Origin of the sequence: Peribacillus sp. V2I11, from assembly GCF_030817135.1 — a bacterium.
GTDB lineage: Bacteria > Bacillota > Bacilli > Bacillales > DSM-1321 > Peribacillus > Peribacillus simplex.
The window spans coordinates 501459-519365 of the sequence record NZ_JAUSYW010000001.1 but is presented as its reverse complement, the minus strand read 5'-3'; the positions used below and the strand labels follow the sequence as shown (position 1 = coordinate 519365).

Here is a 17907-nt window from a genome sequence, read left to right as displayed (position 1 = left end):
TGACAAGTTTAATAACATGATATATGATTATTTTAAGTTAAACAAAAGGAGGATGCTAAGAATGAGCGGCAACAACATTCGGCGTTCGATGCCTCTTTTTTCCATCGGAATCGTCATGCAGCTAACTGAGTTGTCTGCACGCCAAATTCGGTATTACGAAGAGCATCAACTTATTACTCCTATGAGAACAGATGGAAATCGTCGGGTTTTTTCTTTAAACGATATCGATCGACTGCTTGAGATTAAAGATTTAATCGAACAAGGAGTCAATCTGGCCGGCATAAAAAAGATTTTCACTGTAAAGGAACAGAATTTACCTAAAACTCAAGATTTAGAACAAGCGGAAAAAATAAGACAGGACCTTAGTGACGAGGAGCTTCGCAAGCTTCTGCGTGCCGAGCTTTTACAAGGAAGCAAGCATCGAACATCTCTTAGACAAGGGGATATGTCTCGTTTTTTCCAATAAAAAATATGATTTATGAATGATTATTAGGGGGAATAGAAATTGGCAAAGTTCACACGTGAAGACATCACTCGTTTAGCGAAAGAAGAAAATGTTAAGTACATTCGTTTACAATTCACTGACATTTTAGGGACAATTAAAAACGTTGAAATCCCAGTCAGTCAATTAGAAAAAGCACTTGATAATAAAATGATGTTTGACGGATCTTCCATTGAAGGCTTCGTACGTATCGAAGAGTCTGATATGTACCTATATCCTGATTTAAATACATGGGTTATCTTCCCTTGGACTTCCGAAAAAGGTAAAGTCGCACGTTTGATCTGTGATATTTACAATACGGATGGAACACCTTTTGATGGAGATCCACGTGCAAACCTAAAACGTGTTCTTGCAGAAGCAAGAGAAATGGGTTTCACAGATTTCAATCTTGGGCCTGAACCTGAATTCTTCCTATTTAAACTGGATGCAGCAGGCGAGCCGACTCTAGAATTGAACGACAAAGGCGGGTACTTTGACCTTGCACCTACTGACCTAGGAGAAAACTGCCGTCGTGATATCGTTCTTGAGCTTGAAGAAATGGGATTTGAAATCGAAGCATCCCACCATGAAGTAGCTCCAGGACAACATGAAATTGACTTTAAATATGCAGATGCAATCTCAGCTTGTGATAACATCCAAACATTTAAATTGGTTGTTAAAACGATTGCCCGTAAACATGGTTTACACGCAACATTCATGCCAAAACCATTGTTCGGTGTTAACGGATCTGGTATGCACTGTAACGTTTCTTTATTCAAAGGAAAAGAAAACGCATTTTATGATACAGAAGGTAAATTGGAATTAAGTAAAACAGCTGAGCAATTTATCGCAGGTATCATTAAACATGCTCCAGGCTTCACTGCGGTAACAAACCCAACTGTTAACTCATACAAACGTCTAGTTCCTGGTTACGAAGCTCCTTGTTATGTTGCATGGTCCGCTAAAAACCGTAGCCCATTAATCCGTATCCCAGCTTCACGCGGAGTAAGTACTCGTGTAGAGGTACGTAGTGTCGATCCAGCAGCAAACCCATACTTGGCACTTGCAGTTCTGCTGAAAGCTGGTCTTGACGGTATCAAGAACGACTTGACTCCTCCAGCTCCAGTTGACCGCAACATCTATGTTATGAATAAAGAAGAACGTGAAGAAGTAGGTATCGTTGATCTACCAGCTACTTTATATGCTGCATTGGAAACATTAAAATCTGATGAAGTAATCAAAGAAGCATTAGGTGAACATTTACTTGAACACTTCATCGAAGCAAAAGAAATCGAGTGGGATATGTTCCGTACACAAGTTCACCCATGGGAACGCGAACAATATATGTCAATGTATTAATATCTCAAACCCTTGGCACCTCTGGTGTCAGGGGTTTTTTATTTGGTGGGCAAATCTAAGATAAATGAAATGGATATTTGCCCACCATTTGCCCACCAAAGTTAGCAAAAAAATTTAATCTATTATTCCCTTGGTGCATTCTTCAAACTTGTCCATATTTTTCTTTTCGAGTTTTTTGCTTATATGTGCGTAAACATCAGAAGTTATAGCAACGCTGCCATGACCTAATCTTTTCTGAACATATTTCATATCCGCTCCGGCTTCAAGCTGGAGGACTGCATGTGTATGACGAAGAGAAGGCAACGCAGCTTTTTTTAGGATACGGCTAAATGCATTAAATAAAGTGGATTTTGGCATGAAACTGCCATCATCCCTGCACAGTACTATATTTAGATCATGGTGGTATAAATCATAAGGTAAGTTTATGTTGGTTTTGATGCCGAAAATGATGTTGAAGCACTTGAGTAAGTGTTTGGCTAATGGAAATAACCCGCTTAGAATTAAATGTTTTTGGATCGCCAAACAGTTCTTGTTTGAATTTAGCTTTAAAATCTAGAGTCTTTGTTATAGAAATGGTTTGTTCTTTTAAATCTATATCTGTCCATCCCTTTTATCTTTTAATGAACTTACGCGCCTGTTAGTTGAACAGGATTTTTTTATTTATGTTCTTTAGTTTGCATAAACCCAAAATCTAGATGCAAAAAAACCGGAATGGTAGATGGAGTGAATGTAGGTACCTCTACCGCACTCACTGCTATAACCAACTTTTCCCGGTTAGTCTGTAAACATTACTCAAATTTATGCCTTTTTTATTTACGCTGCAGGAGACGGGAATCTAGCTCCCTCAAAGCGAGTTGCTTTCCCTGGCAAAAGGACACCCGGAGTTGTACTTGAAGCAAATACTTCTACGGTATCTCCGGCATTTAAATTCACTTTGGCACTAAGTAATATAACTAGAGTGAAATCACCAGAATCGCCTCTAGTAAATTCATCATCAGTACCGACTGATGAACCATTAACTAGAATTTGAACTCGAACCTGATAAGGAACCTCGATAGGATCAGGGAAAAAATTAAGAGATGTAATAAAAAGATATACACCTGAATTTTTTGCGGTGAAGGTAGAAGTAGATGGGTCATATTCATTTTCTAAGTCAAGTAGTTCATTTGGAAAAAATACCTTAGCTAAAGGAAGTGTTCCAGCTAGTGGTTGAAGAACCGTTGAACCTTGGGTAGCTGCACTAAAAGCTGAATTAGTTTGTGGAATAGAGCCGCCATTTGATGAAGTATCATTGGATACATTTACATTCACAACTGGATTGCCAACAACGTTTGAAATAGTATCGGTATCATTTTGAGTCTGGGCCTGAAGTTGCTCTTGTTTTTGTTGCTGTTGTTGAAGTTGGAATTGAATATTTTCTAATTTATACTTACAATCATCGTGATGGTCATAATCGCAGCGTTTCTTCTTCTTACACCAATCATCGTGATGGTCATAATCGCAGCGTTTCTCCTTCTTACACCAATCATCGTGATGGTCATAATCGCAGCGTTTTTCCTTCTTACACCAATCATCGTGATGGTCATAATCGCAGCGTTTTTCCTTCTTACACCAATCATCGTGATGGTCATAACCGCAGCGTTTTTCCTTCTTACAACAATCATCGTGATGGCCATAACCCCAGCGTTTTTCCTTCTTACACCAATCATCGTGATGGTCATAATCGCAGCGTTTCTTCTTCTTACACCAATCATCGTGATGGTCATAATCGCAGCGTTTTTCCTTCTTACACCAATCATCGTGATGGTCATAATCGCAGCGTTTTTTCTTCTTACAACAATCATCGTGATAAGACAAAAAAATATCACTCCTTTTATTGCTATACTTTAAGTTACTTTTCAAGGTCGCATTCTTTTGGATAATTATCCCTGATTCCTATTATATGAACATTTTCAAAAAATGAATGAGCACTCTCACTATTTTGATTTTTGATACTAGAGACAGGTGGGAAGAAGGAAATGGAATTATCCAATTGATTCGTAGCAAGTTGCTCTTTTATCGTTAGGCTTTGTTAAGTAGTATTGTTGTTTTTTAGGTATAAAATATGGGAACGTCCGATTTGGACGTTCCCGTTCTTTCTCCATTAAAGCCCCCTATAATGGAATAACTGTAAAGCTAATGAAGCTTTTTTAAAAGCTGCGTTTCCCTGCCCAAGCTCCTTGCATTTTACTAAGGAATACAATTTGCCCAATATGATATGCGTCGTGCATTGCTAAACTCTTCAGTTCAAGCACTAATGAATTATCTTCTCCTGGGATCTGTCTATACAAATCTTCATGTTCTGATTTTGCTAGTATTTTTCCAAGTTCACGATGAACATAAAAGTATTCTTGTTTTGTTTCCTTCCAATTTTCTAACGTCTCAGTTGGTAATCGAAATGTAGATTCATTATTTTCTGCTTGTGGTTCATTCGCTGTTTCACCAAGAAATCGCATCAGAAATCTCTTTTCATAGAAAAGTAAATGACAAACTAATTCCCAAATGGAATTCATAGCCCCATCAGCTGGTTTCCAAATTGCCTGTTCAAAAGTTATATCCTCTAGCACTTTTTCAAGTGGTGGAAACCAGTCTTCTTCATCTAAGCAGCTTGCCCATTGTTGTAACAAAAGTGTCTTTACATCCATTTTCTATTCCCTCCAATTTAATCCCTTTAATAGATAATCCCTTTGGTCAAAATTCATTTGCGGCGTGTTGTAGATAGCTCACTAATTAAGGTGTCATGCCAATTCCTTGTTCAATTAAACTAGCCCTTTAACGGAACAATGAACGTTCCGTTATTTGGAAAATTCTGATAACCTTAGTTTATCATAAGTTGTGTTAACTGAGAAAGAACAACTGTCTGAATATGTATGTGGAGGCTAAACTTCAGTTTCACACCATTTTAGATCAAGTGTTTCTTGAATACCGGAAGGTTTTTGGGGATCTATATTCGAAGGTTTCTTTATTGATGTTAAAGGAATATCCTGCTTCAGAGGCGGTATTAACGGCCGGAGAAAGTAGACTGGCAGAGAGTGTTATAGAGTTCTGTTCTAGCCAATCGGGTGGATGGCTTTTGGTATAACAATTTTGGCAGTGGGAATGCTCTTAGTGATCATCCATTGGGTATTAAAAACTTCTCTTGTAGTCAGTCAAGCCATAGATGATAGTCTGGAGAAAAAGTGGCGAACTACTATTAACCCTAAGGTTGAGCGGTGATTACAAAAGAAATTTAGTTTCACCGCCTTACTCGGTCCATTCTTTAAAATTGCAAACATCAACAACGGTAATGCAGGCAGGAGAAATCAACTAGATGTTTATCGCCATCGCTCTCATCCGACGGGCTGCCCCACGTTGGTGCATTTGCACGGTGGGGGATTTGTAGGCGGTAAAAAGAACAGCCAATCTCTCCCTCTTATTTACCAGTCGCGAGCAAGGGGTGGGTGTGCATCAGTGCGAACTACCGCTTAAGTCCTGACGTGAAATTTCCAGACCACTTGATTGACATTAAGAATGTGATTGCTTGGGTACGCGAGCACGGGTCCGAATACGGTGCTGACCCTACGACGTTATTTTTAGCTGGTAATTCGGCAGGGGCTCATTTAACTGCTATGGCTGCACTAACTCCAAATTCCCCAACATTCCAGCCGGGTTTTGAGTTTGTGGACACGTCGATAACTGCCGCCATTTGTCTATACGGCTATTACGGTTATATCGATACAAAACCTGGTTTATTCTCATCTCCTATGGCTTACAATGGAAAAGGAGCACTGCCATTCTTCGTGGCGCATGGTGATCAGGATAGGTTAGTGTCCATGGAAAATGCCCGACGCTTCACGGAGCATCTGCGAGATTCCTCATCTAATCCGGTTGTTTATGTCGAACTTCCTGGTGCTGAGCAATTTTGATTTGTATCACTCCATACGTACCGAAGCAGTCGTGCATGGCATTGAAGTCTTTACCGCTTGGGTTCAAGACAATAACAAACATGATTCAAATAAAATCTTTCCATAATTGTTTGTGAAAGTATGTACTTAAGCTATAGGGTACGTTAGCTTAAGATCAGAGCTGTCTATAAGGCAGCTTTTCTTTATGCAACGATCGGGGAAGAGGTGTTGAAGAAGATGATATAATCAATTCTATATAAATGAGAACTATCGGAGTGTCAATGGGAAGGAAAAGAGCGTTAATCCCTATTTGATCAACACTCCCATTAGTACATAACCATTTAACGTTATTATTCTATGTTTGCTTTCATTAATAATGAAATCTATTCTTCATCCGTATTTGAAAATTTGTTCCAGTTGATTAACAATTAACTCTTGCCTTTGCAATGGCTGATTTTGACTTAACTTTGCTTTCCCTTCTATTGTGGTGATTTTTATCTTGAATCCTTTAAATCCTTTGTTCATACCAGAGGGAAACTCAGCATCTACATCTTGCAACTGTATGAACTGTCAGGGGCTTCTTACTTCGATACCATATCATGCAGGGAGCTCATTAACTCATTTCATCCTCTTGCAGTTCGACTTCTCCATAAACATGAACGGTCACATAATTCCATGTTGGTACTGCTTTATCCGTCTCATACCAAGATGGAGAGATATAACAATGCGGGCCATGAAAAATAGCTAAGACAGTTTGATTTTTGATGTCTTTCTAAGATAAGTCTATATTCATGACAACTTCTCATCTATTCAAACAGTCTCTAAAAGCTAACTTTCATACAGTTAGCTTTTCCCTGATAAAGCTTCGTTTTTTGATACGGGAGCATTTTTGCCAAATATAACAGAAAAGACAACAATCACTGCTATTACTAGTGTGAAAATTGTGATGGATTCATCTAGAAATACTGTTGCAAATAGAATCATCAAAAATGGTTGTAAGTATTGAATCTGACTAACTCTTGCTATCCCGCCCATTGCCATTCCGCTATACCAAGCAACATATGCTAAAAATTGACTAACCACTGAGAGATAAATAAAACTAATCCATGCTTGGATAGGGGCATGAAGCATTTCAGTTGTCAGGTTTAGTCCAACTGGAATAATGAAAAATGGAGCACCGATCATAATTGCCCAAGCGATCACTTGCCAGCTACCTAATTCTTTCGCTAATTCCCCCCCTTCTGCGTAACTAAGTCCCAGTATGATCACTGCTGCCAGTAAAGCTAAATCGGCAAATTGCAATTGGCCGAATCCAAGATGAAGTGCATACATAATTACCGCTAAAGAGCTGATTATACTTGAAATCCAGAATTTGAGAGATGGGATTTCTCCTGCCCTAAATATAGCGAATCCGGCTGTTGCTAACGGTAACAGAGCTAATTCCACTGCTCCATGAGAAACAGGCAAGGATTCCATTGCCCAAGAGGTGAGGAGAGGAAATCCTAAAACTGCACCAAAAGCAACAATAAGCAGTCGTTTGAATTGGCGAAGAGAAGGTATTCTTTCTTTTCGAACGATCAATACCACAGCTACTAAAATAGCGGCTACAACTGTTCTTCCTAAACCAACGATCGTAGTCCCAAAATATTCTACTGCAATACTTGTAGAAGGGAGCGTTAAGCTAAAACAAATGACGCCCACTAATCCTAAAAATAATCCTAATTTTCCTCTTGTTTCTCCCTGCATCTTTTCCAACCCCAATCTTTATATTTTGTACCACATCTGTACCATTTTTCCCTTATCTTAAAAACGGACTTGATATAATTAACATAATATGAGTACATTCAATAAAAACAAACCATTTTTTTACCTATCTGTCCTGGTACAGTTGGAGGGGGATCAATATATGAACTCAAAATATATGAAGATAATGGAAGACATTAAGCTTCGACTAGAACATGGTTCGCTAATTGCAGGCAGTAAACTTCCTTCTGTTCGTCAGTTATCTGAGTATTTTTCGTGTAGTAAAAATACGGTCATTAAAGCATACGTAGAACTTGAAAAAGAGCATTTGATTTATTCTGTTCCTAAAAGCGGCTACTATGTTGTGAATGAATTTCAAAAATCGACGGAAGAAAATGAGGTGATTGATTTTCTGTCTGCCGGTCCGGATAAAAACGTTATGCCTTATGTGGAATTTCAACATTGTATGAATCAAGCAATTGACCATTATAAAGAAGAGCTTTTTACATACTCTGATCAACAAGGGCTTTACTCACTACGTGTACAATTAGTGAAGTATTTGCAAAATTTACAGGTTTTCACTCAACTTGATAGATTAGTCATTGTATCTGGCTCGCAGCAAGCCCTGAATTTATTAGTTTCCATGCCATTTCCAAATGGAAAAAACAATATTCTAATTGAACAGCCTACTTATTTCGGAATCATAGAGTCCATCAATCTGCATCAAGCTACTACTTTTGGAATTGAATTAACAATGGAGGGGATTGATCTTGAGCGTCTGGAATACATTTTTCGAAATAATGATATCAAATTTTTCTATATTATCCCGAGATTTCACAATCCACTTGGACATTGTTACACGAATAGCGAAAAGAAAAAAATCGTTGAGTTAGCTGAAAAATACGATGTATATATAGTGGAGGATGATATTTTAGGAGACCTTGATCCAAATCCAAAATCAGATCCTTTATTTTCGTTTGATCCTTCTGGGAGAGTGATTTATATTAAAAGCCTTTCGAAAATCTTTCTCCCAGGGTTAAGGATTGGTACGGTCGTTCTTCCTGCATTAATGATTAACAATTTTTTACGATATAAATTTAGTTCGGATTTTAATAGTTCGGCACTTTCTCAAGGTGCGCTAGAAATCTATTTAAAAAGCGGTATGTTTAATAGCCATCTAAAAAAAGTCAAAGAGGTATATCGTACTAAAATGCAAATCCTTCAAGAAGCATGTGAATTATTTCTGCCGGCTAATACTTCTTTTTCTAAACCGACTTCCGGATTCTATCTATCCATCAGTTTGCCGGAGAATGTGAAAGCAAAACAGGTAGTTCATATGCTAAACGAGCAGCATATATATGTTGATGATGCCTCTAGAATGTTTTTAGCTGAATATAAAAAGGAAAATCTCGTTCGATTAAGCATCTCTCAAGTGAACGAGAGTCAAATTAAACCAGGGGTAGAGCAATTGGCTCACTGTATTGCTTTAATTGACAGTAGAAAAAATCGTATTACTCCAAATAACTTTTTACTCATATAGGATGGGAAGAGGGAAGCATCAAAAGATTATGCGGATTTCCAACCCTGTTTATGTGGCTTATAATTTGAGCAATAATTTGAGACATATTTATTTACTCCTACAACATCTCATGTGTTGCCACATACACATAGCAAATGTAGAGTGTTTTTCACTTCTTGTAAGGAAGAAATTTAATAACGAAAGATGTAACAATGAAGAAACTATAAAGAGGTAACTAGCTCCAAAGATTATATCTAATTTCATAGGTGCGAAGTTTAAGTTATAATAGTAAAAACAGCCGTCTATATAGGGTAGATGTCAGTATGCTTCTTGATTGAAATACATAAAAAGGATTGGTGAATAAGAATGGCAATAGTTGATGTAACGGTTATTCCTGTCGGTACACAAACTCCAAGTGTTAGCAGCTATGTGGCAGATATTCAAAGAGTATTAAAGCAATATGAAAATAAGGGAGAAATTCGTTTTCAACTGACTCCCATGAATACAATCATTGAAGGCGACCTGCCTAAATTGTTTGAAGTGATCCAAGCGATGCACGAAGTACCTTTTGAAAAAGGTCTTGCTAGAGTATGTACGAATATCCGGATCGATGACCGTCGTGATAAAGAACGCAGGATGGAAGACAAAGTAAAGCGAGTTAAGGGCATGCTTGAGGAATAACGGCTTCTGTATGTAATGGGTCTCGCAGAATGTGATGAGGAATAATCCACTTGTTATTTATCCGAGATTTAATGGGAAATAAATATCTAAAATTTACTATAAACTGATTAAATTAATAAAGTTTTTGGATTAATGTCAATGTATTAATAGCTTTAAAGCCTTGGTACTACTGATTTCTCAGTTACCAAGGCTTTTTTTATTTATTATATAATACATGGGAACCAGCTGGCTGATCTCATTTCATACTTTCCATATTAAATGAGCATAATCCATGTAACATCTACACTTTATTCTTCAAGTACCTTTGACACGCGAGCAATAGATATCTGCTTCTGTATGTAGCCTACCGTGTCAAAGCGCTCTTGAATATATTTCATGCTTTACCGGCTTCTATCTAACTGCATGAGTATGAGGAAGGTAGTGAGTTTTAGATAACTTATAAACGTTCGCCATAAAGTTCTTTTTCTTCAATTGGATGAAAAAGAGTGAATCCTTTTGAACAAAACACAAACCTTCTATCTATCTCGAATCCAGCCTTATTCAAAATTTCAACTGTTCCATGTGAACCAGGTCCAGGATACCCGCAACTACAACCAGATAGGTGTAGCTCATTTCCTTTTTTGTCTATAAGGATGAGATCGCTATCCAGCAAAATATTATCTTTATTAATTTCTTTAACAATTTTTGCAATTTTAAAACGGTCAAAATGATCTTTAACTGCTTCGAATAACGCAATACTTTTATTGGTGATACCGCGGTCCTCACCGTAATCTTTTATGATGAATACTTCCCGCTCATATGCTTTCTTAAATAGATGGTACTTTTGGTAAGTGACGTCATTAATTTTACAAATAAGTGGACTATTACTATCCAGTTTTTGATTAAACATTGCACGCCTCCTAAATAGTTAGTTTATTAAGTTTATTAGGAGAAAAAGAGATTAGTACAAAGAACCGGATAAGAGGCAAAATTTTTTCATTTTTGATTCTCGTTTGTTTAATTAATAGGAATGAAACGTGATACCTATAAGGTATGAATGAAGCTGTTAGGAAGAAGTGAAATTGTGAAGTCAAATTAAAAAGCACCAAAATAGGTGCTTGCTAGTTATATATCTTCTTAAAGTAATGAACAAACATAATGTTCATGACAATTTCGACTATAGCATTAATACTTACATCGATAATATTAGTTTCCTCAAGTGAATGATAAGGGGCAAATAAGACAATATAAATAGAGCCAATGATAGTTAAAAGTATGGTCCATAAGCTGTTACGTAAAAACAGTGGAATCATTAAGCCAAAAAAGGGCAAGAAGAAATCTAATTCTTGCCTACTTCTCTTTTTATAAATACCGACTAAAAGATAGATGGCAATTACATTGATAATAATAAATAAAATTAGATCAATAACATCATATCCATTCATAGATGAAGGGGTATAAACTCCAGGCAGTGAAAACACTGTAAGAGCAACTAGTATCCAAAAAGTTATCCGGTATCTTTTCTTTTGTTTGCCAGTTATTGTTCCTGCCTGTAACGCCATGACGAGTTTGTTAATATTCCAAATATACATTGTTGTCTCCTTATGTAGATTATCAGACTAATTATAGGGGAGGGTCCACGTAAAAGCCATCTTTATTAAAATTCCCTGTCCAAACTAATTACACGTTTCGAAACATAAAAAAATTGGATAAGGGACACTTTTTATGTTTGTCCGTTATCCGGGATATAATTCAAGTTTATACTATAGCTCTTTTTTATTAACTTGGGTGGATTAGTTTTGTTCACTTAGCTCCTGCAAAACTTGTTTTTTTCCATATATTTTTTTCCCCACTCTCCCATAATGTCCAGTACTGGGATAAAGCTTTTCCCTTGAGGCGTTAGCGAGTATTCTACTTTAGGAGGAACTTCTTTATACACTTCTCTGTGAACAATCCCATCCTCTTCCAATTCTCTCATTATGTCTTGTCAATATTCCTTTTGAAATGCCCGGTAACAACCTTTGAAGTTCGTTAAATCTTCTTGTTTGTTTACTTAGATACCATAAAATAACAATTTTCCATCTTCCGGCAATTACATTTTGAGTAAATGTCAAAGGGCATATTTCTTCTTGTTCTTCAGGAGGCGGTTCTCCTTGAAAATTAAATCGAGCCATTGATTGTAATTTCCCTCTCTCTCATAATGGTACTATTTTTGTGACTATGTCATAAAAAAATGCCTACTTTATTATTGTGACTGTGGATATAGTATATACCTGTACTAAATAATTCAACAATACACGTATATTTCTGGAAAATGAAGGGGGCAATATCAATAAACTCACTTTAAAAAGTTTTTTACTTTGTTGATCGAATTATTAAGATTGCTATTATCGACTTTCTAATACGAAAAAATTAATCGGGGGAAAAAAGATGAAAATATTAGTTACTGGTGCAACAGGAAAATTAGGATCAAAAGTTGTAGAAACGTTATTAAAAACTGTACCGGCAAGTCAATTAGCTGTTAGTGTTCGAAATCTAGAAAAAGCCGAAGGATTACGAGCTCGCGGAGTAGAAGTTCGATATGGAGATTTTGGTCAACCAGAAACATTAGATTCTGCTTTTTCAGGAATTGATCGGCTTTTAATTATATCTGCAGTTGGGGATGATGAAACAGTAATTAGACAGCATGCTAATGTTGTAGCTGCTGCTCAACGTAATCTAGTTAAATTTATTGCTTATACTAGTGTAACAAATGCAAGTGAAAGTAACTTATTCCTTGCCCCAGCTCATAGAGCTAGAGAAGAAGCTATTTTGAAAACAGGTATTCCATACTCGTTTTTACGAAACAATTGGTATTTGGAAAATGAAATTGGAAGTATGCATGGTGCGATAGCAGGAGAACCTTGAATTACATCAGCAGGAACAGGAAAAGTAGGTTAGGCACTTCAACAAGATTATGCAGAGGTATCAGCAACCGTTTTAACTGGGCATGGACACGAGAATACTATTTACGAACTTTCCGGCAAGCTTATGACTCAAGAGGAATTAGCATCTGCTCTTGGAACTGTGTTAGGTAAAGAAGTACCTGTGCAACTAGTCGATGATGCTACCTATGCCGATATTATGAAAGGTGCTGGAGTACCAGAATCCTTTCTTCCCATATTCGTAAACATGCAAAAAAGCATTCGAGATGGTGAATTAGAGATAGAGAGCAACGATTTAGAAATATTACTTTGTCGCCCTTTTACACCAATAAATAAGGCCTTGAGCCAAATTGTTAGTCAAAGCATCAAAACAGGAAAGTAAGTTATACCAAAAACGACCTCCTCATATTTTAGAAGATTGTTAAGTCCGATACTAACAGAAAGCAGTTTTATTAAGAAAGACATGATGTAGAAGAATATGACAACCCCTCATTGTCATACCCTTTAGAAAAAGATAAGGGTGTGACAATGCTGAGTAGGAAGAAAAACAACCAAATCGTTATTTATGTAATAAAAGGCTCAACAATTAAAAGGTTTTTAATCCTAGATCTAATTATTGGATCAGGAATTTTTTATGTGGTTAAATTCATTTCTTCAAGCATATTAATAGCGGGTGCGAGCAGTTTTATTGGAACGGAAGGAATTAAAAAGGCACCGAAAGTTCTAAAAAATGCAATTGGATTAATATCCTAGGGCCTAAAATTAAATAAATCTAGACCTTTCATGTTGCATATTCAAAATAATAAGGGTGTTAGTTAATGGGGTTGGATCTAAGGGAACTGGATTTCATGTTTGATTATGAATTTATCGAAGATACCAAGAAAATTCACAGCAATTACCATTCAAATATGATCAACAGGATCTGCCATAAGATTAGTCAATCTGGAATTAAATGTTTAACAAGGTTGTGTAGGAAGAAATGCGCTGTAACGAACATATACATCTATAATGATTCATTTTAATTGGGAGGGAATAATGACAAATCCTCATAAAGTGAAACCCTATTTATTGACACGTAGTTTGCTGCCGGAAAATCAGGAGACACCCATTCAATTCATCAATAATGATAGCATGGAAAACCAGTTATTTTATAGAAGGAACCACTTTTCTTATCCGACTCTTTCTTATTCAAACTATTGGCTTCCTATAAATGGGTTAGTATCAGCTCCCTTACTACTGTCCATGTAAGACATTCTTCAATACCCATCAAAAACGGTGGAAGTTGTCCTTGAATGCTCGGGAGACAAGCGTAATTTCTTCGAACCTAAAATATTTGGAGAACAATGGGAAAAGGGGGCTATTAGCCAAGGTAGGTGGAAAGGTGTACCATTACGGACATTACTTGAACTATCTGGAGTAGGGGGAGGGGCAAAAGAAGTTGTCGTGGAGGGTTATGATTATGGACATAGGACCGATCTAGATGAGGTTTACACCTACACCAGGAGTTTGCCTATCAAGAAAGCGCTGGATCCGGATACAATTATTGCATATGAGTATAATAACCAGCCAGTTCCTTTTAAACATGGTTATCCACTGAGGTTAATAGTTCCGCAGTGGTATGCAATGGCATCTGTTAAATGGATAAAGCAGATAAGTGTTATTAATACTACTTTCACTGGGCCTTTTCAAACCATTGATTACGTGTATTATCCAAATAAAGACAATGATCAAAATGCATTTCCAGTCACTACAATAAATATCAATTCGACTATCCAAAAACCGCTGGATATGGAAACTATTAATACTGGTAAGCATTTAATAAAAGGGATTGCATGGACAGGAAAAGGGGTTATTAAAAAGGTGGAAATTAGTATTGATGGCGGCTATACATGGAGAAATGCTGATATATTACCTGGTAAGGATATTGGGTATGGATGGGTTAGTTGGTCATTTGAATGGACTATATTAGAAAAAGGAGAGTATACGATTAAATCCAGAGCAATAGATTCATTTGGTCAAATTCAACCTAATTTACCTTTTTGGAATAAAAAAGGTTATGGATATAATGCCATTGATGAAATTAAAGTTAAGGTAGAATAAATAAGAAATTTATTAAAATAAAAGAAAGCGGATATTTAGAGGTAAAAGTAATATGAGGTAGTAGAGGGTTTACCCCTCATCAAAAATTAAAAATTTTTTAGTGTAATCCTCAGGGATATCTATAGGTGGTAACTGTGTTTATTTCTCAAATGGTTGGCACAAAACAGAGCAATTCTTCGAGGATAATGTTTTTAATAAAGCCATAAAACAAAGGAGAATACATATTATATATGTCTAACTGTAATCCCCTTTTATTTAATAAAAGCGCTCGGTTGTTGAGCATAATAAAAAAGATACATCTTTGGTGTTCTCTACGTATTTTTCCATAAAGTTGCATACTTCTTTTGATATTTTGCATCCTCTTCTTTTTCAATTAAATCCAGTCCGATTTGGTTTATTACCTGATCATTTATTTTATTAAACAAATTCCTAAGTCCTAATATCAAAACGATTTAAGGTGCAGTTTTTTTCATGAACACAATTTAAATATCGATCAACAAGACTTCTTATTACCATATCTTTTTGCTCAGTGCCAGCTAGACCAATTTTCCATATAGATTGTAGGCTATGACGTGCGGTGACGAATCTTTTATCTTCAAGATGTCATCCAATAAAAGGGGGAGCAACTTTTGGAATTGATTTATGAGGGTACCATCAATAAGGATAAAAATAATCATTAACGCTATGCGATCAGAAAATTGGTTTTGGAGATTAACCGATATTTTGCAAGTTCAAGAACAGGTCGTTCACCATTTGACCGATAAAGGTGTACTTCAACCGCTTATTAAGGAAGAGTTTCAATATATTCTCTAATGAAATGGGCTCATGATTGGAGCGTTCGTTTGTGAGGAATTAATTGCATTTGCATTCCGGGCGTTGCTGGCTCCTCTTATTGATGAGGAACATCTAGGGAGAGATTTCGGATCGATAGAAAACGAGCTATCGGAAGTTATTTATCAGGAAATTTCAAACGTACTGCCTGCATACAGGGGAACAAACTGCAACAGACACTTGCAACGTTGATCATGAACATGAAGGAGTTGAACAAGCAGGAGTCGCCTTACCGATTTGTATGCTGTACAGTTGCGCCTTTTAACATTCCAAGTTTAAAAGATAAGTTCGCCCAAGGTATGGGAATTGTGGCATTAAAAGGAAAATGCGACTGGCAATTGCGTTATATATTTGTGAAGGAATTGTCTGTAGTGGACGCATCTCCTGGCAGGAAATCCAGACCAATGAGATGAACGATATAGCATCCCAGCGAGGAATTATCGCAAAAGGTTGGCGTGGATTTAAAATGGAAGAACAGGAAGGAAAACAGTTAGTCTTTTATGGTAGTAAGCATACGTGTTAAATTTTAAGCTGTTTATCCTTATAGTATTTGCTTAATCGTAAGTGTTTTTGCAATGCCGGAAATGCTTAATAGATTAACGCTATTCTGGATTGAATGAAATCAATCAAAACGCAAATCCTTGAAACGTAAGGATTTGCGTTTTTTTAGTTTGGAATGGGTATAAACATTACGGTGAAGTTACTTTTTTTACAAAAAACATCACAGACTTATATTATGAACATGTAGAGCGCGGGAGTTTTTATCCCCTCTTTTGAATAGGAAGAAATACGTCTTTATTACCGCAAACAGATGTATATGCGGTTAAAAAGTTTGTTAGCAAAGTAAGTAAATTAGCAATTTTGCCTTATTGGAAAAAATAACTTCATTGTTTAATTATTGTTATTAAATTATAATTTTATAGAAACATATGAAATGTTATGAATAGGAGAAAAGTATGAAAAAACTGTGGACCATTTTAGTTTCATTTACGTTGTTAATTAGCTTATTCCCGCAATTAGCATCGGCAGCACCAAGCAAAAATTTTGAGCAAGAACTTACAAAGTATTTAAAAGAGGTAAGCCTTGTTAGGGGTTTTGAAGTGACAAAGGATGATATTGAAACATCTCTTTCTTTTTACGATGAGAGTATTGAAAACTTTGAATCCATTGATGATCTTAAAGATGCGTTGGGCGAAGTTATTAAAGCGGATTTAAGTAATTTAGATGCCATTTATGAAGATTATAATCTAACTAATGAGAGCCTAATTAAACTATTGCATGAAAATGGCGAAGAACTTGACGATTATATCTTTATCTGGGACCTCGATGAAGCTGTTTATTTCTATGCAGAAGAGGGCGATTTTGAACGCGATCCAAACTTTGACAAAGAATTTGTCAATTATTTAGCCAAGGTTAGCAAGGAAAGAGGCTTCGAAGTAACAAAAGAAGATATCGAAGCGTCATTGGAAATCTATGATTTTAGCACGGAAGAATTCGAATCTGTCGATGAGCTTAGCGAATTCTTAGGTGACGTCATAAAGGCAGACCTAAGCAACTTAGATTATTTTAATGAGAATTATGGATTGGATAAACAAGCGTTGCTTCAATTGTTGGAAGAAAATGGTAAAGACATTAACGATTATATATACATAGATAATCTTGAAGAAACTGTTTGGAACCATACTGGTGGGGGGATGGATGGTGAAGTTGCCGGAGATCTCCTTCCTATTTTCGAGGAAGAACTCGGTTTAACGGAAGAGGAACTACAGAGGCTTGAAGACCACTTAATGTCTTTGGAAGAGCATCTTTCCAATCCGGAAACAGTCAAGCAACTTGAAGAATTGGGCAACCGCATGATGGCTTTCGATGAATTTGATGTAGCAACCGAGCTTACAGCTGAACAGATAGCTGAAATGGCATCAATCTATGAAGAATTACTTTCGATCTTTAAGCTTAATGTATCCTATTCCCTTGTGAAAAGTGGCTCGGAATCACCTGTATCCCTTTTGGATTTAATGAAATTGGAAGAACTGAAAGGTGCTAACCTGAAAATAGAGATATACTCTACTGACGGAAAGTTCTTGGCTGATCTTTTAATAACAGGTGATATGGTAGATTCTGACACTCTCACTAATGCAGGCGGACAAATAAAGGAATCTGCTAAAGAGGTTAAAAAGACCATTGAAAAGGCACCAGTTGCTAAACCAGTAAAACAAAAGATCAGCACTCATACAAAATCGGAACATCAAACCTTAAAAGGTGCTAAACTACCAAATACCGCTTCCGATTATATCCCTAATGCCCTTTTAGGACTATGCATTGTCTTGTTAGGAAGCTTGATGTATCGAAAAATTAGGAAAGCTTAAT

Annotated in this window: 14 protein-coding genes and 4 pseudogenes; 9 read left to right on the top strand and 9 right to left on the bottom strand. The window is 36.6% G+C overall.

What is annotated here, in order from left to right; all coding sequences use genetic code 11:
• Positions 1-61: 61 nt before the first annotated feature.
• Together QFZ73_RS02460 and glnA are read left to right on the top strand one after the other, a co-directional pair.
• Positions 62-466 (top strand): MerR family transcriptional regulator, encoded by a 405-nt coding sequence (locus QFZ73_RS02460; RefSeq protein ID WP_053345434.1) that lies wholly within the window; start codon positions 62-64, stop codon positions 464-466.
• Between the two features lie 39 nt (positions 467-505).
• Positions 506-1840, top strand: a complete 1335-nt coding sequence (gene glnA, locus QFZ73_RS02455) for a type I glutamate--ammonia ligase (protein WP_251428127.1) — start codon at positions 506-508, stop codon at positions 1838-1840.
• Between the two features lie 114 nt (positions 1841-1954).
• On the opposite strand, the pseudogene QFZ73_RS02450 reads toward glnA, so the two are convergent.
• The 4 genes and pseudogenes from QFZ73_RS02450 to QFZ73_RS02435 all read right to left on the bottom strand — a co-directional run.
• A pseudogene (locus QFZ73_RS02450) lies at positions 1955-2444 on the bottom strand (site-specific integrase); the annotation flags it as partial.
• Positions 2445-2653: 209 nt separating this feature from the next.
• Positions 2654-3151: a complement C1q domain-containing protein gene (locus QFZ73_RS02445; RefSeq protein ID WP_307262533.1), complete on the bottom strand. Its 498-nt coding sequence runs from the start codon at positions 3149-3151 to the stop codon at positions 2654-2656.
• Between the two features lie 107 nt (positions 3152-3258).
• A complete protein-coding gene (locus tag QFZ73_RS02440) occupies positions 3259-3708 on the bottom strand; it encodes a hypothetical protein (RefSeq protein WP_307262530.1) in 450 nt (149 codons plus the stop codon).
• 321 nt (positions 3709-4029) lie between these two features.
• Positions 4030-4524, bottom strand: coding sequence for a DinB family protein (locus QFZ73_RS02435; RefSeq protein WP_053346046.1), 495 nt, complete (start codon positions 4522-4524; stop codon positions 4030-4032).
• 756 nt (positions 4525-5280) lie between these two features.
• Here QFZ73_RS02435 and QFZ73_RS02430 point away from each other — a divergent pair.
• Positions 5281-5784 carry an alpha/beta hydrolase gene (locus QFZ73_RS02430; RefSeq protein WP_307272541.1) on the top strand — a complete coding sequence of 168 codons (504 nt, stop codon included), beginning with the start codon at positions 5281-5283 and terminating at the stop codon, positions 5782-5784.
• 362 nt (positions 5785-6146) lie between these two features.
• On the opposite strand, the pseudogene QFZ73_RS02425 reads toward QFZ73_RS02430, so the two are convergent.
• Together QFZ73_RS02425 and QFZ73_RS02420 are read right to left on the bottom strand one after the other, a co-directional pair.
• Positions 6147-6535 (bottom strand): annotated as a pseudogene (locus QFZ73_RS02425) (FMN-binding negative transcriptional regulator); the annotation flags it as partial.
• Positions 6536-6606: 71 nt separating this feature from the next.
• Positions 6607-7509 carry a DMT family transporter gene (locus QFZ73_RS02420; RefSeq protein ID WP_251428139.1) on the bottom strand — a complete coding sequence of 301 codons (903 nt, stop codon included), beginning with the start codon at positions 7507-7509 and terminating at the stop codon, positions 6607-6609.
• A 160-nt stretch (positions 7510-7669) separates the two neighbouring features.
• Between QFZ73_RS02420 and QFZ73_RS02415 the strand changes: the two genes are divergently transcribed.
• The gene (locus tag QFZ73_RS02415; RefSeq protein WP_307262524.1) at positions 7670-9046 is read left to right on the top strand and encodes an aminotransferase-like domain-containing protein; all 1377 of its coding nucleotides are present in this window, start codon (positions 7670-7672) and stop codon (positions 9044-9046) included.
• A 345-nt stretch (positions 9047-9391) separates the two neighbouring features.
• A complete protein-coding gene (locus QFZ73_RS02410) occupies positions 9392-9706 on the top strand; it encodes an MTH1187 family thiamine-binding protein (RefSeq protein WP_207440008.1) in 315 nt (104 codons plus the stop codon).
• A gap of 436 nt (positions 9707-10142) precedes the next feature.
• Here the strand turns inward: QFZ73_RS02410 and QFZ73_RS02405 are convergent, their stop codons facing one another.
• The 3 genes and pseudogenes from QFZ73_RS02405 to QFZ73_RS02395 form a co-directional block, all read right to left on the bottom strand.
• Entirely contained in the window at positions 10143-10595 is a 453-nt protein-coding gene (locus tag QFZ73_RS02405) for a hypothetical protein (protein ID WP_307262520.1), read from the bottom strand.
• A 211-nt stretch (positions 10596-10806) separates the two neighbouring features.
• Entirely contained in the window at positions 10807-11277 is a 471-nt protein-coding gene (locus tag QFZ73_RS02400) for a hypothetical protein (RefSeq protein ID WP_307262517.1), read from the bottom strand.
• 215 nt (positions 11278-11492) lie between these two features.
• A pseudogene (locus QFZ73_RS02395) lies at positions 11493-11859 on the bottom strand (winged helix-turn-helix transcriptional regulator).
• Positions 11860-12115: 256 nt separating this feature from the next.
• Between QFZ73_RS02395 and QFZ73_RS02390 the strand changes: the two are divergent.
• The 4 genes and pseudogenes from QFZ73_RS02390 to QFZ73_RS02365 all read left to right on the top strand — a co-directional run bounded on the left by QFZ73_RS02390 (position 12116) and on the right by QFZ73_RS02365 (position 17906).
• Positions 12116-12991 (top strand): annotated as a pseudogene (locus QFZ73_RS02390) (SDR family oxidoreductase).
• A 653-nt stretch (positions 12992-13644) separates the two neighbouring features.
• Entirely contained in the window at positions 13645-13857 is a 213-nt protein-coding gene (locus QFZ73_RS02380) for a hypothetical protein (RefSeq protein ID WP_307262511.1), read from the top strand.
• A gap of 3 nt (positions 13858-13860) precedes the next feature.
• Positions 13861-14709, top strand: a complete 849-nt coding sequence (locus tag QFZ73_RS02375; protein WP_307272538.1) for a sulfite oxidase — start codon at positions 13861-13863, stop codon at positions 14707-14709.
• A 1787-nt stretch (positions 14710-16496) separates the two neighbouring features.
• Entirely contained in the window at positions 16497-17906 is a 1410-nt protein-coding gene (locus QFZ73_RS02365) for a processed acidic surface protein (protein ID WP_307262505.1), read from the top strand.
• The last annotated feature ends 1 nt before the right edge of the window (position 17907 follow it).